This window comes from Peptidiphaga sp. (assembly GCF_057238965.1).
This window is the reverse complement of the sequence record NZ_DBHHEV010000008.1, coordinates 2839-17989: the sequence shown is the minus strand read 5'-3', so window position 1 is coordinate 17989 and position 15151 is coordinate 2839. Positions and strand designations below refer to the sequence as shown.

The 15151-nt window shown below is 66.2% G+C and carries 12 protein-coding genes; 5 read left to right on the top strand and 7 right to left on the bottom strand.

Features of this window, described 5'->3' with window-relative positions; translation table 11 throughout:
- Positions 1–5 precede the first annotated feature (5 nt).
- The 3 genes from ACO48X_RS02100 to ACO48X_RS02090 form a co-directional block, all read right to left on the bottom strand.
- Positions 6–1664, bottom strand: a complete 1659-nt coding sequence (locus tag ACO48X_RS02100; protein WP_485000076.1) for an L-lactate permease — start codon at positions 1662–1664, stop codon at positions 6–8.
- A 1053-nt stretch (positions 1665–2717) separates the two neighbouring features.
- The gene (glpK, locus tag ACO48X_RS02095; protein ID WP_485000074.1) at positions 2718–4244 is read right to left on the bottom strand and encodes a glycerol kinase GlpK; all 1527 of its coding nucleotides are present in this window, start codon (positions 4242–4244) and stop codon (positions 2718–2720) included.
- Positions 4245–4313: 69 nt separating this feature from the next.
- The gene (locus ACO48X_RS02090; RefSeq protein ID WP_485000072.1) at positions 4314–6062 is read right to left on the bottom strand and encodes a glycerol-3-phosphate dehydrogenase/oxidase; all 1749 of its coding nucleotides are present in this window, start codon (positions 6060–6062) and stop codon (positions 4314–4316) included.
- A gap of 251 nt (positions 6063–6313) precedes the next feature.
- Here ACO48X_RS02090 and ACO48X_RS02085 point away from each other — a divergent pair, with 251 nt between their 5' ends.
- Entirely contained in the window at positions 6314–7312 is a 999-nt protein-coding gene (locus ACO48X_RS02085) for a sugar-binding transcriptional regulator (protein ID WP_485000070.1), read from the top strand.
- Positions 7313–7577: 265 nt separating this feature from the next.
- Here ACO48X_RS02085 and ACO48X_RS02080 read toward each other — a convergent pair whose 3' ends face one another.
- The gene (locus ACO48X_RS02080; protein WP_485000068.1) at positions 7578–8456 is read right to left on the bottom strand and encodes an HhH-GPD family protein; all 879 of its coding nucleotides are present in this window, start codon (positions 8454–8456) and stop codon (positions 7578–7580) included.
- A 48-nt stretch (positions 8457–8504) separates the two neighbouring features.
- On the opposite strand from ACO48X_RS02080, the gene ACO48X_RS02075 reads away from it, so the two are divergent.
- Positions 8505–10088, top strand: a complete 1584-nt coding sequence (locus ACO48X_RS02075; RefSeq protein WP_485000066.1) for a hypothetical protein — start codon at positions 8505–8507, stop codon at positions 10086–10088.
- Positions 10089–10172: 84 nt separating this feature from the next.
- Here the strand turns inward: ACO48X_RS02075 and radA are convergent, their stop codons facing one another.
- From radA to ACO48X_RS02060, 3 genes are read right to left on the bottom strand one after another with little or no spacing between them, the layout of a single operon-like run.
- A complete protein-coding gene (radA, locus tag ACO48X_RS02070; RefSeq protein ID WP_485000064.1) occupies positions 10173–11540 on the bottom strand; it encodes a DNA repair protein RadA in 1368 nt (455 codons plus the stop codon).
- A 16-nt stretch (positions 11541–11556) separates the two neighbouring features.
- The gene (locus ACO48X_RS02065) at positions 11557–12219 is read right to left on the bottom strand and encodes a potassium channel family protein (RefSeq protein WP_009198570.1); all 663 of its coding nucleotides are present in this window, start codon (positions 12217–12219) and stop codon (positions 11557–11559) included.
- Between the two features lie 13 nt (positions 12220–12232).
- Entirely contained in the window at positions 12233–13633 is a 1401-nt protein-coding gene (locus ACO48X_RS02060; RefSeq protein WP_485000062.1) for a TrkH family potassium uptake protein, read from the bottom strand.
- Between the two features lie 293 nt (positions 13634–13926).
- Here ACO48X_RS02060 and ACO48X_RS02055 point away from each other — a divergent pair, with 293 nt between their 5' ends.
- From ACO48X_RS02055 to ACO48X_RS02045, 3 genes are all read left to right on the top strand, one after another.
- Entirely contained in the window at positions 13927–14139 is a 213-nt protein-coding gene (locus tag ACO48X_RS02055; protein WP_040323104.1) for a helix-turn-helix domain-containing protein, read from the top strand.
- Positions 14140–14228: 89 nt separating this feature from the next.
- Complete coding sequence (locus ACO48X_RS02050; protein WP_005504750.1) at positions 14229–14327, top strand: 30S ribosomal protein bS22; 99 nt, start codon at positions 14229–14231, stop codon at positions 14325–14327.
- Positions 14328–14373: 46 nt separating this feature from the next.
- Positions 14374–15021, top strand: a complete 648-nt coding sequence (locus tag ACO48X_RS02045) for a MarR family winged helix-turn-helix transcriptional regulator (RefSeq protein ID WP_485000060.1) — start codon at positions 14374–14376, stop codon at positions 15019–15021.
- The last annotated feature ends 130 nt before the right edge of the window (positions 15022–15151 follow it).

Genomic DNA, 15151 nt, shown 5'->3' with positions numbered 1-15151 from the left:
TGGCGTCAGTTTGTGACGAGGAACCCCAGCGTCCCGCTCGAAGCAAGCACCACGATCATGCCGAGCAGCGCGATGAAAGCGATCGAGTAGGGGGCGGCTTTGCGCAGGAGCGTCGATTCGGATCCGGGCTCCTTGATCGCCGTGGCCGCGATTGCGAGGTTCTGAGGGCTGACTATTTTTCCGATGCCACCTCCGATTTCGTTGGCTGCCAAGAGCAGCTGAGTGCTGATTCCGGCCTTCGCTCCGGCCGTCGATTGGAGATTTGCGAATAGGGCGCCGGCCGACGTCGCCGAACCGGTCACCGCGGTTCCGACCCACCCGAGGATGGGCGAGAGGAATGCGAACGCCCCGCCCGCCGCGGCGAGCCAGGTGCCGATCGCCACCGTCTGGCCCGAGAAGTTCATGACGTACGCGAGCGCCATGACGACGGCGATCGTGAGGATGGCGAGCTTGAGGTCGACGACCGTCTTCCACAGCGTCGTCATCCCCTTGCCGAAGGAGAAGGGGTATTTTCCGCCGGAGCTGCTCTTTCCGTAGACGAAGGCGACGATCAGCCCGGTCAGCAGGAGCATCGTCCCCGGCGAGGAAAGCCAGCTGAACGTGAATTGGGTTGCCTTGACGGCCTGCCCCTTGGCGTCTATGAGCTGACCGTCGAGCCCCGGCCAGCCGAATGTCACGTCCGTCGATTCGAGAGCCTTGGGCACGTCGATTCCCGCCGTCCACAGCTTGGCGACGGCGAAAATGACGACCACGAGCCAGTAGGGCAGGAGCCCCAGGGCCACGCGCGAGCCGCTGAGCTTTTCCGAGGAGGCCTCGGACATCTGCTCCTCAGGCGTTCGGGGGCGCCACACTCGCAGAAGGAGGGTGACCGAGGCGAAGGAGAGCAGCGAGGCGAACACCGCCGTCAACTCGTAGGAAAGGAAGTTTGCGGCCAAGATGTGGCCCAGCCCCATGGTCACGCCGGCCACGAGCGCGGCGGGCCACGCCTGTTTCATTCCGCGTTTGCCGTCGAGGATGCCGAGGAGGAGCACGGGGATCCAGCACAGAAAGAGCGGGGTGATGCGGCCTTGGGTCGCGCCGACGGCGTCGGCGGAGGAGTTGCCGAGCTTTGCGGCGGTGGTCACCGGGATGGCCATCGCGCCGAAGCAGACGTTGAGGGCGTTGCCCACCATCGTCACGAGCGCCGCTTTGATCGCGGGGACGCCGAGGGCGAGAAGCATGGCGCAGGAGATCGCGACGGGTGCGCCGAAACCCGCGAGGCCTTCCATCAGGCCGCAGAAGCAGAAGCCGATGAGGAGCGCCTGGACCCGCATGTCGCCTTTGCCGACGGCGGCGAATACCCGCCTGACGTCTTCCGAGCGGCCCGTTTTCTCCGTCAGGTTGTAGAGCCACACGGCCATGATGACGATGTAGACGATCGGGAAGAGGCCGAAGGCCGCGCCCTGGGTCGCGGAAAGCAACGCGAGGTCGACGGGCATGCCGAAGGCGAAGATCGCGGCCGCGAGGGCCGCCGCGAGCGAAATGATCGCGCACACGTGCGTTTTCACCTTGAACACGCCCAGGAGAATGAAAAAGACGACGAGCGGCAGAAGGCCGAGCAGCGCCGTCAGGGCGAGCGACGATCCGACCGCCGTCGTCGACGGCGTGTAGGCGGCGTGAATCATGGGGTCTCCTTTCTGCGAGGGAATTTGCCCCTGGCCGTACCTCCGTTGGTTACGGTCTGAAAGTGACCGAAATGGTGAGAGCCTCGGCCGCACCCTTCACGCACCGAAATCTCATGACGTGCGGCCTACGTTACACCAGCGTGTGCTCCAGATCAATGGCATCGGCAAGCGGGGCCCAATCGACAGGCCGTTCGCAGACCGGCAATGCCCGCCATAAATGAGTCGAATGCTTGTTGGCGGGTGCGGGTCGAATGCATGCTGGTGGGTGCGGGTCGAATGCTTGCTGGCTGGCGGGCGGGTTCCGCAAAGTCGGGAGGCCTTTCCGCCGACGGTCGGCTTCTCTTCGTCTCGCATCCTTGAAAGGCACACCAACCTACTGAAACGCCTGCTATTCCGGTGTTTGGTGTGCAGAGTTTGAACACCCAACCGTTTGTCGGGAGTTGAGGAGGCTCGACCGGGCTGTGACGGCGGGAATCGACGTGCTCAAGGCTCTCGCATCGACGGGGCTTTCAATGCCGGCTCGTTTGGCGACACGACCGCCTATGGGAAGCCACGACCGCCTATGGGAAATAGGGATCGACTCGAAGCCTGGATCGGTCGGCATTCCTAAGGAAATGCCGGATGCCGCCAAGACGATTCAATGGGCCCTTCAATAGGAACGCCCCGTCTGGACAGACGGCGACGCCCAGTCCAAACAGTGGGAACGTTCAGCCTGGACGAGTGAGCGTGTGGACTCAGAAGAATGGGGAGCCCGTTTGGGAAGAGGGGCATCAGCCCAGACAAAAGGTACCCGGAGCCTCCTTTGGCGTTGTCCGTCTGACGCCCTATGGCAGGAGGCTCCGGGAGCTTCAATGTGTCCGAACCGGTTCTCGGCGACGTCGAACTTTGATTCGGCTAGCCCAAGCTACCACGGCTGGCCCTGGGCGTGACAACTCGAGACCGACCCGAGTTTGTCAGCCGTCCGCGTAGCACGGTCGCCGACGATCGTTTGCCGATGACGCCGACTGGCCGTTTGTCGGCGTCGCGCCGAAGGCCGCCGACGTCGCCCGCCGGTCACTTGACGTCGTCGTCGACCCAGTCGAGGGTCTTCGATATCGCCTTCTTCCACTGGCGGAGCTGACGCTCGCGCTCGGCCGGCTCCATTTCGGGCTTCCAGCGCTTGGCTTCGGACCAGTTAGCGACGACGTCCTCCTCTCCGGACCAGAAGCCGACCGCAATGCCCGCCGCATAGGCTGCTCCAAGGGCAGTAGTCTCTGCGACCACGGGCAGGACAACCTCGGTGTCGAGGATGTCGGCCTGGCCCTGCATGAGTAGATCGTTGGCGGTCCTGCCGCCGTCGACTCTCAACTGCTCCAACTTGACCTTCGAATCGGCCTCCATGGCGTCGAGGACCTCGCGGGTCTGGAAGGCCGTCGACTCCAAAGCCGCGCGGGCAATGTGCGCCTTCGTGTTGTAACGCGTCATGCCGACGATCGCTCCACGGGCATCGCCGCGCCAATGCGGAGCGAATAGGCCCGAGAACGCCGGGACGAAATACACCCCGCCGTTGTCGTCCACGCTGGCGGCCAGAGCCTCGACCTCCGGGGCCGTGGCGATGATCTCCAGATTGTCGCGCAGCCACTGGATGAGCGAGCCGGACACCGCGATAGAGCCTTCGAGGGCGTACACCGCGGGCTTGTCGCCGATCTTGTAGCAGACGGTGGTGATGAGCCCGTTGTCCGAAAGCTGAGGCTCGGTCCCGGTGTTCATAAGCATGAAGCAACCGGTTCCGTAGGTGTTTTTCGCCATGCCGGGCTGGAAGCATGCCTGGCCGAAAGTCGCCGCCTGCTGGTCGCCCAGGTCGCCGGCGATCGGCTTGCCCGGAAGCAGGCCCTTTGGCCGCCCGTATCCGTACACCTCGGAAGAGGAGCGGATCTCGGGGAGGAGCGACATCGGAATGCCCGCGATCTCGCAGATGTCCTCGCGCCATTGCAAGGTCCGCAGGTCCATGAGCATCGTGCGGGAAGCGTTCGTCACGTCGGTGACGTGGACGCCGCCCTCCGGGCCGCCCGTCATGTTCCAGATAAGCCACGTGTCGGGGTTTCCGAATGCCAGTTCGCCGCGCTCGGCCCGCTCGCGCACACCGGGGACGTTTTCGAGGATCCACATGATCTTCGTGATCGAGGCGTAGGTCGAGAGCGTCTCGCCCACGATCGAACGGAATCGGTCGGGGCCGCCGTCGGCCGCGAGCCGATCGACGAGGTCCTGGGAACGGGTGTCCTGCCAGACGATGGCGTTGTAGACCGGCTCGCCTGTTGCGCGGTCCCAAATGATCGTCGTCTCGCGCTGGTTCGTGATGCCCACCGCGGCGACTTCGTGGTGGTTGGCCTCTGCGCCGCCCAAAGCCATGCCCACGGTCTGGCGGACGTTGTCCCAGATCTCGTTTGGGTCGTGCTCGACCCACCCCGCGTGGGGGAAGATCTGCTCGTGCTCTAGCTGACCGACGGAAACGACCTCCCCCGCATGATTGAAGAGGATCGACCTGGACGACGTCGTACCCTGGTCGATCGCCAGGACGTACTTCCGTTCGGTATCAGTCATCTTTAACTGTTCCTTTCTAGGTGAGTCCGCGGGGGCCGAACGGCCCCCGCGGCAGTGGGGAAGCCCGGATCAGCCTTGGATCTCGGGCGCGACGTCGAGGAAAGCCGTGACTTCCTCCGCCTGTTCGCGGACTTTCTGAGCCTCCGCCTCGCTCGCGATCTTCTGAGCGGCGGCCTCGGCTTCGCACCTCGAGCGGTACGAGGCGAGCTCGGCTTCCTTCTTGGCCTCGTCCCATCCGAGAAGCTCGCCCGCGAGGGTCGCAATCTCCTCGGCTGCGGAAAGCCCGCGATCGGCGTGCTCGTAAGTGAGCCTGGTGCGCCGTGCGAGAAGGTCCTCGAGGTGGAGGGCCCCTTCGTGGCTCACGCCGAAGGCGATCTCGGCGCGCAGGTACTCGGGGGCTCCCTTGAGCTCGTTCCCCAGGTCGGGGCGCTCCTCGATCATGTCGAGAAGCAAGTCGATGTCCGAACCGTAGCGGTCCAGCAGATCCTCGACATGGTCGATGCTCAGCCCGCTCTCGCGCGCGATCGCGGCGCGGCGGCTCCACATCGAGTGGTATCCGGCGGCGCCCTCCAGCGGGGTCTTCTTCGTGACCGAGGGGGTCTGCTTGGCCTTGTCCTTGCCGATCGTGAAGTCGACGGCGTCCTCGGCCATCTGGCGGTAAGAGGTCAGCTTGCCTCCGGCGATGACGGTCAGGCCCGGGGCGGCCTCCGTCACGGTGTGCTCGCGCGAAACCTGAGTCGACTTCGACTCGTCGCCGTCGAGCGTTCCCGGCTGCAAAAGCGGGCGCAGGCCCGCGAAGGTGCCGATGATGTCGTCGTGCGTCAGCGGCTTGGCGAGCACGGAGTTCGCCTGCTCCAAAACGTAGTCGATGTCCTCGAGGTCGGCCACGGGCTCGCGGCGATTCTCGTGGTAGGCGGTGTCCGTGGTGCCGATCACCCAGTAGCGCTTCCACGGGATGATGAAGAGGACTGACTTTTCGGTGCGCAGGAAGATTCCCACCTTCGAATTGATCTTCTCCTTGGGCACGACGATGTGGATGCCCTTTGAGGCGAGGGCCTTCAGTCCGCCCGTCGTCCCGGCGAGGGACTGGGTCTTCTCCGTCCACACGCCGGTGGCGTTGATAATCGCTCCCGTCCGCACCTCGTACTCGCGGTTGCTCTCAAGGTCGAGGAGCTTGGCGGCGGTGACTCGGCCGGCCGCGTCCTTGAGCATCTCGGTCACCTGCACGCGGTTGGCCGCGAGGGCGCCGTGGCGCACCGCCGAACGGACGAGCGTGACGACCAGGCGCGCGTCGTCGACCCTGGCGTCGTAGTAGACGATCGAACCGGTGAGCGAATCCTTCTTGAGCGCGGGAGCCAGCTTGAGCGAGCCCTTGCGGGTGTGATGGCGCTGAATCGGCACCGAGCCGCGATGGGCGAACTGGGCGATCGTGTCGTACATTCCGACGCCGACGGCCGAATACATGCGCTCAATGACCGGCATCTTCAGGGGCCACAGGAAAGGCTGGGCCTTGACCAGGTGCGGAGCCGTCTCCGTCAGGAGGAGGCCTCGCTCGCGGAGAGACTCGGCGACGAGCGCGAAGTTGAGCTGGTACAGGTAGCGCAGTCCGCCGTGGACGAGTTTCGAGGAGCGCGACGACGTTCCCGAAGCCCAGTCCTGCGCCTCGACGATGCCCACGCGCAGGCCGCGGGTGACGGCGTCCAAGGCGATGCCGGCTCCGGTCACGCCCCCTCCGACGACGAGGACGTCGACGCCGTCCGATGACATTGACTCCAGTGCGCGCTGGCGGCTTGCTGCTGAAAGGTGGGAATTTGGCATGTGTTCACTCCTCGTTGACGTGTATGCAGATTCGTAGGTTGTCGATGCAACCCACCCTTTACCTATCTTCTCAAGAAATCTGCAAAGAACGAAGAAATGGCCATGTGTGCAAATCGGAGGCTGTATGTTGAGCATCTGCACTGTTTGGAGCATAAGTCAAGCGGTAACTTAAGTGGAATGCATCTCGTCATATTCGGGAGGATCGACTATTTTGGCTGGATTGACTTTGAGATATCGTGCACAATGGGGGTGTGGCAACAAGATCTGAACGACGCAATCTCGCTTACGAAGCGGCAGTCCTGTACTTCGTCGAGCAACAGACCATGGAGGCGATAGCCAACAAGCTCGGCATATCGCGGTCGACGGTTTCGCGCCTGATCGCTTCGGCGCGCGACGAGGGGCTGGTCCGCATCTCCCTTCACGCGCCCGAAGAGCCCCGCGACTCCCTTTCGCGCCGCATCGAGGACCTCTACGACGTCGACGTCACAGTGGTGCAGGTGCCGGGGGCCACTACGGAAATCCGGCGGCTCGAACGAGTGGCCGGCGTGGCGGGGAACCTCGTCGGCGACGTCATAGAGGACAAGATGATGGTGGGCATCGCCTGGGGAACCACCGTCTCGACGATCTCCGAGCGGCTCATGCCCAAGCGCATGTCCGGCGTGACGATAGTCCAGCTCAACGGCGCGGCCAATCCCACGACGACGGGCCTTCCCTACGTGGGCGAGATACTCGGCAACTTCACGCGGGCATTCGGCGCGAAGGCCTTTCCTTTCCCCGTTCCCGCCTTCTTCGACTACGCGGAGACCAGGGACCTCATGTGGCGCGAACGCTCCATCCAGGTGGTCAGGGACATCGGGCGCAACGCCGACGTCGCCGTGTTCGGCGTCGGATCCTTCACATCGCCCCTTCCCTCGCACGTCTACGCCGGCGGCTACCTTTCGCCGGAGGAAGTGACGGAGCTGCGGCGCGACGGAGTGGTCGGCGACGTGTGCACGGTCCTTCTGCGCGCGGACGGCACGTACGAAGACATCGAGATCAACACCCGCGCGACCGGGCCGACGCCGGCGGAGCTGGCCAGGATCCCGCGGAGGGTCTGCGCCGTCGCCGGGGCTGCGAAGGCGCCCGCCTTGGCCGCCGTGCTGCGCTCGGGCGCGGTGACGGACTTGGTGGTCGACGACGAATGCGCCGCCGCCCTGCTCGAAGTCGAAAAGGGCGGCAAAGCGGAGTCCGACTACGGAGCCTGGGGCTGACGGCTCGATTCTGAGTCCTGTTCGATTCTGGAATTGCGGCTCGGCTCTGAGTCCTCTTCGACGCCTGACCCGGTTCGACCCTGAAGCTTGGCTGGCCTCCGATTCCGGCGCGGCGCCCGGGCTGTCCTGACATAGCTGATCGTGCGGTCAAGGTCGAACGTCGATTCCGGCGCGGCGCCCGGGCCGTCCGGTACAAGGGGACAAGGCGCTTTGTGCGAGGACTTGTGCGGGACGGGCTCCGTCACGCGAGGCGGACGCGCGCGGGCTAGCGCTCTCCGGGGAGCGCGTAGCCGCCGGGGCTTAGACAGGCGAGGCCGTCGTCGAGCAGGGAGTCCAGCGCCGGGTCAAAGCGCGAAGGCGCGAGCGAGGCCGCGGCGGCCAGCTCGTCGCGGGAGACCGGCGACGCGGCGCCCCTGAGAACCGCCATGATCTTCCCCCGGGCCTCGCGGTGGGTCCCCGTGAATCTCTGCACGCGGCGAGGCGTGCCGCTTTCCGGTTTGCCGGCGGCGAACCAGGCGCAGTCGGGGCGGAGCGGGCACTCCTGGCATGCCGGATTCTTCGCGGTGCACACGAGTGCGCCGAGCTCCATGAGCGCTGCGTTCCACTGCCAGGCCAGGCCGTCTTCGAGGGGGACCATCGCGTCTGCCCGCGCGATTTCGTCCTTGCGCAGATGAGAGGGCGGCGCGGCGGCTCCGTGCAGCCTGCACAGGACCCGCCGAGTGTTCGTGTCCAGAACCACGGATCGCTTGCGGTAAGAGAAGGCGATGACGGCGTCCGCCGTGTAGGGCCCGACTCCCGGCAACGTGAGGAGATCGTCGCGGGAAGAGGGGAGGACGCCGTCCCAGTCCGCGGCCACGGCGGCCGCGCACTCCCGCAGCCGCAGGGCCCGACGCGGGTAGCCGAGATTGCCCCAGGCCAAGATGACCTCGGCGGGCGAAGCCGCCGCGAGGTCGGCGGGCTCCGGCCAGCGTTCCATCCACTCGTGCCACGAGGGCATGACCCTGGCCACGGGAGTTTGCTGGCTCATGACCTCGCAGACGAGCACGGCCCACGCCGACGTCGTCGGCTCGCGCCACGGAAGCGGACGCGAGTTCGCCGCGTACCAGCGCAAAAGACGAAAGAGCACGGGCCAAGTGTGCCCCATTCGAAGCGTCGACGCGAGGTTTTGCGCTCCCGGTGATAGCGTGGTCGCGTGAAAAGCGATCCCAGGAAACGCCGTGGCGACGGACGCAACCGCTGGAAGGGGCCGCGTTTGGGCGCGGCGCGCCCGGGCCGCGGCGACGGAGTCTCCGCTCGGCCCGGAGGCTCCGGCAGGGGCGCGAGCCCGGGGCGCGCGAGCGGATCCAAACGTTCGAACGCCTCCGACGCCGATGCCGCGGACTCCGAGGAAGGCAGGGCCGCCTCCTCCGGCAGCGGGCGCCGTCCGGCATCCAAGGGCGGTTCCCCTAGACGCTCCGACGCCGCGCGCGCCGGCCACGCGGGACGCGCGCACTCCGGCGCGGCGCACTCGGGCGGCTCGGGATCGCACTCGCGCACGTCGCCCCGCAACCTCAACGGCGCACGAGGAACCGACCACGCCGATCGTCGGCATGGAAACGACGTCGCCCGGAAGGCGCGGCCCGAAGGCGCGCGAGGCGCTCGAGCTGCCGCCGAGCGACAGGCCGGCAAGGGAAAAGGCCCGCAGTCAGAAAGCCGAGAAGCCGCTTCCAGGGGCGCAGTGCGAGGCAAACGCCCGGCGGCGTCTCCGCACGGCGCCGGGCAGCGGCACGGTGCGCGCCGTGCAGGTCCTGCCGGCGAGCCGCGCGGCGGCTCCGTGAAGCGCCAGGGGACCCGGCCCGGGAGGGCCGGGACGCACGGAAAGGCAGTGCATGGAAAAGCCGGGGCGCAGGGGAGACCCGGGGCGCAGGGCGGGCCCGCCAGGCGGCAGCAGCCGCGGAGCAGACCCAGTGCCGCCGCCCGAGCCCGCTCACGGGCGGCCGCCGAAAGGGAGCGCAGAGCCAGGGTCAATCGTCGACTTGGCTTCGGGGCGCTCGTCGCCGTCCTCGTCGTCGTGGTGGTGGTCGGCATGAGATTCGTCCTCGCCAGAATCAGCGAGCAGGACGAGACCGCCACGAAGGTTCCGACCAACGATTACAAGCCCGTGAAGTGCACGTCTGAGCTGGTGCAGACGACGTTGACGACGAAAGGCGGCTCCGCCGGGCGGCCGGTGGCCTTTCAGGCGACGCTCCGCAACACCTCCAAGTCCCATCCGTGCTACATCGACGTCGGTTGGTCCAACCTCGACGTCAACGTCACGAGCGGGTCGGCCCAGGTCGCCTCGATCGCCGCGTGCCGCCGCGGTGCGGAGAACAAGCGGCTGCTGCTCGACCGCGAATACACTGCGACCGTTTCGCTCACGTGGAATGGAGGAACGGCTGCGTCGGGCTGTGGAAACACCGCCAAAGGCGCCAAGCCGGGAACGTACAAGGCCGAGCTGAAGTTGAATGACAACGCGGCCGCCAAGGCGCAGGCGAGCTTCGCGCTGGAGCAGACGTCGCCCGCGCCGAGGGCCAGCGAGCCCGGGCAGCAAAATCCGAGCCAGCCCGGGCAGCAAAATCCGAGCCAGCCGGGGCAAAACTCAAACGAAGGCCAATCGCCGAACGGGGACGGGAACGCGGGCGGAGGCCAAACCCCGGGGAATTCGGGGCAGAATCCGAGCCAGTCGGGCCAGCGGAGCTCCGGGGGCCCAGGGCAAGCGCCGGGCGGCGGGCAAAATACATCTGCGCCTGGGCGGTAGAGCTTCGGCGCCGTCCGGCGTCCGAGCGAGGACAGGTCCAAAGCCCCGAGGCTCAGAGACGTTCGCGACAGGGCGATTCCGGCCTCAGGCGAGCCCCTCGCGGGCCGCGGCTTCAAGGATGTCGTCGCATTCGAGCAGCGCCAAGCCGTCGGGGACCTTGACGTTCGCTTCGCGCGTTCCGCGAGGGACGATCGCCGCCCCGAAGCCCAGCCTGCGAGCCTCGGCCAGGCGCTGCTGAAGCCCCGTCACCGGCCGCAGCTCGCCGGTAAGCGAGACCTCGCCGATCGCCGCAGTTCCGGCGGTCAGCGGCCTGCCCAGCCGCGCGCTTGCCAGCGCCAAAGCCATTGCCGCGTCCGTCGCGGGCTCGGACGAGCGGGCGCCGCCGACGGTCGAGAGGAAAATGTCGCAGCGGTCGAGGTCGAGGCCAAGGCGCGATTGCAAAACGGCGATCGCCATAGCCGCGCGAGAAGACTCCAAACCCGACGTCGTCCGCCTTGGAGGCCCGGAGCTTGGAACGATAAGGGCTTGCACCTCGACCGGCATCGGCCGCCGCCCCTCCAAGGCCATCGTCACGCATGTGCCGGGCACGTTCTCGCGGCGCGAGGACAGGAAGAGCCCCGAAGGGTCGGCCAAGCCCCGAATGCCCGCCTCGTTCAGCTCGAAACAGCCGACCTCTTCGGTGGGGCCGTAGCGGTTCTTGACTGCGCGGACCATGCGCAGGGGCGAGTGGCGGTCGCCCTCGAACTGGCAGACGACGTCGACGAGATGCTCTAGCACCCTGGGGCCGGCGATCGAGCCTTCCTTCGTCACGTGCCCGACGAGCAGCACCGGCATCGATCGGGTTTTCGCGTCGGCGACGAGCGCGCTCGTGACGCCGCGAACCTGGGCGACGCCGCCGGCCGCCCCCTCGATCTGGGAATCGGCCGCAGTCTGCACGGAATCGACCACGAGCAGGCTGGGCCGCACGGAGTCCACGTGGCCCAGAATCGTTGCGAGGTCCGATTCCGCAGCCAGGTGGAGACGGTCGTGGAGCGCGCCGATGCGCTCGGCGCGGAGCCTGACCTGGGCGGCCGACTCTTCGCCCGAGACGTAGAGCACCGGGGCGCGGCCGGACTGGGCCGCCGCCTCGGCGGCGACGTCGAGAAGCAAAGTGGATTTTCCCACACCCGGCTCTCCCGCGAGCAGGACGACCGCCCCGGGGACGAGGCCGCCTCCCAGGACGCGGTCGAATTCGTCCACTCCCGTCGGCTGTTTGACCGAGGCCGTCGTGGGGACCTCGGTGATGGGCGTCGCGGGGCTCGTTGGAGCGAGGGAGGCTGTGCGCGTGCGCGGCGCCTCGCCTTCCTCCAAGCTTCCCCACGCCTGACACTGAGGGCAGCGCCCAACCCATTTCGAGGTGTCCCATCCGCATTCGGAGCACGTGAACGTGCGCGACGCCGCTTTGGCTGCCATGGACCGCTCCGCCCTTTCAGCGGTTGGCGAACTCTTCGAGGAGGGCGGAGTCGCCGGAGACGATGATGACGTCCTCGGGGCCGATCTTCGTCTCCTCGGTCGCGTACTCGAAGGGCTGGCCGGGCGCCTTCACGCCGATGATGGTCACGCCGAATCTCTCGCGCACCTTCGATTCGGCCATCGTGAACCCTTGGATGTCTCGCGGCGGGCGCATCTTGATGATCGAGAAGCCGTCTTCCATCTCGATGTAGTCGAGCATCTTGCCGCTGACCATGTGCGCGACCCGCGCGCCGGCGTCGTACTCGGGATAGACGACGTGGTGAGCGCCGATGCGGCGAAGGATGCGGCCGTGCGAACGCGACGTCGCCTTCGCCCAAATCTGCTTCATTCCGAGGTCGGCCAAGTTGGCGGTCGCCAAAACGGAGGCTTCGAGCGAGCTGCCGATGCCGACGACGGCCACCCCGAACTCGCGCGCGCCCGCCTGTTCCAGGGCGTCGGCGCTGGTTGCGTCGCCCTCGATGATTCTGAATCTGTGGGACCACTGCTGGACCAGGACGGGGTCGCGCTCAATGGCGAGGACCTCGCGGCCCAGGCCGTCGAGGGTCGAGGCGATCGCCGTGCCGAAGCGGCCCAGGCCCACTACCAGGACGGCGTCGTCGTCAATCTGTTTCTTCTTCATCCGTGCTCCTCCGTCATCCGATCGTAGGCCACTCTTCAGGGTAGTGGATGACGCGGCGGCGGGTGCGCAGGGCAAGCGCGGCTGCGAGCGTCATCGTGCCCGTGCGCCCGGCAAACATGAGGACGGCGATGATGTACTTGCCCGCCGTCGGAAGCCCGGGCGTAACGCCCGTCGACAGGCCGCAGGTGGCGAAGGCGGAGACCGCCTCGAAAAGGGCGTCGGCGAGCGGGAGGCCGGAGACCTCCATGAGCGCGATCGTGCCCACGGTGACGATGATCGAGGCCAGGAAGGTGGCCGCGATGGCCAGGCGCAGCACTTCCGACGGCAGACGGCGCCCGAACGCCTGAGTGTCTCGGTCTCCCCGCGCCTCGGCGACGATCGCCAGGAACAGCACGGCCAAGGTGGTCACTTTGATTCCCCCGGCCGCCGACGTCGACCCTCCGCCGATGAACATGAGCCCGTCGAGGAGGAACCATGTCGATTGGGTCATCGAGCTGACATCGATTGTCGCCAGGCCCGACGAACGCGCGACGGTCGAATGCAGGAACGTCGCCTGGATCTGCTCGCCCAGGGAAAGATTCGCCAGCGTCTTGGGGTTGTCCCATTCGAAGAGGAAGAAGAGCAGGGCGCCCAAGAGCAAGAGAACCGCGTAGGTGACGAGTGTGAGCTTCGTCGTAAGCGACCACTTCTTTGCATGGCGTCGACGCCGCCACATGTCGAGCACCACGGGAAAGCCGATCGCGCCGACGACGGTGCCGAAGACAATGGGCAGGGTCAGCGTCCAATCGCCCGCATACGGCCCCAGTCCGTCGCGCATGACGACGAAGCCGCCGTTGTTGAAGATCGAGATGGCCATGAAGGCCGCGTGCCACAGCGCGGACAGCATGGCGTCGCCCTCGCGGATGAAAAACGGCGTGAGGGTGAGGAAGAGGATCGCCTGCGCGCTGAGGGCGACGACGACGACGGCCCGCACGAGCAGGCCGACTTCGCCCAGGCGCGACTTGGTCTCCGAGGCCGCCAGGAAGCGCTGCGTCAGGCCGATGCGACGCGACACCACGATTCCCAGAATCGAGGCCATCATCATGATGCCCAGCCCGCCGATCATCATCCCTATGGCGATGAAGAACTGCCCCAGCGGCGACCAGTAGGTGGCGGTGTCCACAGTGACGAGCCCGGTCACGCACACAGACGAGGTCGCCGTGAAGAAAGCGTCCACAAAGGGGGCGCGTTGGCCCGAAGAGGTCGACGCCGGCAGCGAGAGCAGCGACGTCTCGACGAGGACGATCCCCGCGAACACGAAAAGGGCCAGGCGCGCGGGCGAATCGCGGGCGACGCGGTCCATTAGCTCCCGCGCCCGAAGGAAAGGGCCGGGCGCCGCGGACGGACGGCCCTGAGCCCGCACTCGCTTGCGCACGATGGTCGCTCCTCACTGTTGCCTGTTTCACGTCTTGCCTTTTTCAGAGCTCGAGGGCTCTGGGAAAAGGAGTCGATTGGCCAAGACTATCGCCATTTGGTCCCTGTTGGCAGCGTCGGCAGGCCTGACCCGGGCGTAGAATCCCGCCGTCCGAAACGCCGAAACGGTGCGACGCGCCCGGGTGATGGTGCCCGGCTGCTGTGACGGATGTGAAAGTTCATGTACCCTTGCGGTGTGACCGCCGCTAGCCTGTGCGGAAAAGGTTCACCACACGTATTCGCAGGATGGGATTCATGACGCAGTTGCCGAACAAAGCGCCGCAGTTCTACACGGTTGCCGAAGTTGCCGAACTCACCCGAGTCTCGCGCATGACCGTCTACCGCATGGTCCACTCGGGGGAGTTGCCCGCGGTTCGCTTCGGCAGTTCATACCGGGTTCCTAAGTCGGCCATCGACGCCCTTTTGGGCGTGCAGGACGAACCGACCGCCCGCGCAGCGGGCGAGTGACGGGTCCGTGTTACCGGTACGGCGCTCAAGGCGTTAGTATGTTCCTGAATATTTCGAGGGCACAAGCCCATTAGTTTCGGAGGTAACCTGTGGGTTCCGTCATCAAAAAGCGTCGCAAGCGCATGTCGAAGAAGAAGCATCGCAAGTTGCTTCGTAAAACTCGGCACCAGCGTCGCAACAAGAAGTGACCTAAAAGGCCCGGGCGGTTTCCGGGCCTTTTGTGTGGGAGGTGCGATGACTGACGTTCAGTGGCTTTCACCGGAGGAACAGAAAGCTTGGCGGGCTTTCTTGCGTGCTGTTTCCCTCGTGATGGAAGTGCTCAATCAGGACATAGAGAACGAAAAGGGTATATCCCTCAACGAATACGAAGTGCTTGCGCATCTTTCGGAGTCGCCTGGGCGCACGATCCGCATGTCCAATCTGGCAGACAGGCTCGTTCACTCACGTTCCCGGCTGACCCATACGGTGCGCAGGCTCGAAGACGCCGGCCTGGTCAAGCGCGAGCCCTGTGCCGACGACCGCCGCGGCGTCAACTGCATATTGACCGAGAAAGGGTTCGAATACTTGGTTTCGGCCGCCCCTTCCCACGTGAACTCGGTTCGCCGCGTGCTCGTCGACAAGCTGGGCAGGGAGGACATGCTCGAGCTTGGGCGCCTGTCGAACATCTTGGCCGACGTCGCCAGCGAAGTGAAGCCTGTCAAGCCCGCAGACTCTCCGACGGGCCCAGGGGGCTCCGTGCCGTCTCACGGGTCGGTTGATTCGGAAGATTCGGTTGTCTCCCCAGGGGCCGGAGGCTCGCAGCCATCTGACTGTTCGGCGGACTCCGAAGGCCCGGCGCCGTCCGGCGAATCGGCAGACGCGCCAGACTCGCGGACGGACTGAATCCCTCGAGCTTCGGCAACGCTCAATCCCTCGAACCGAGCTGAATCCATCAAATCGACGGCAGGCTGGACACATGAACGACAAACTCACGACCGTCCATTTTGTGCGCCACGGGGAGGTGGACAATCCC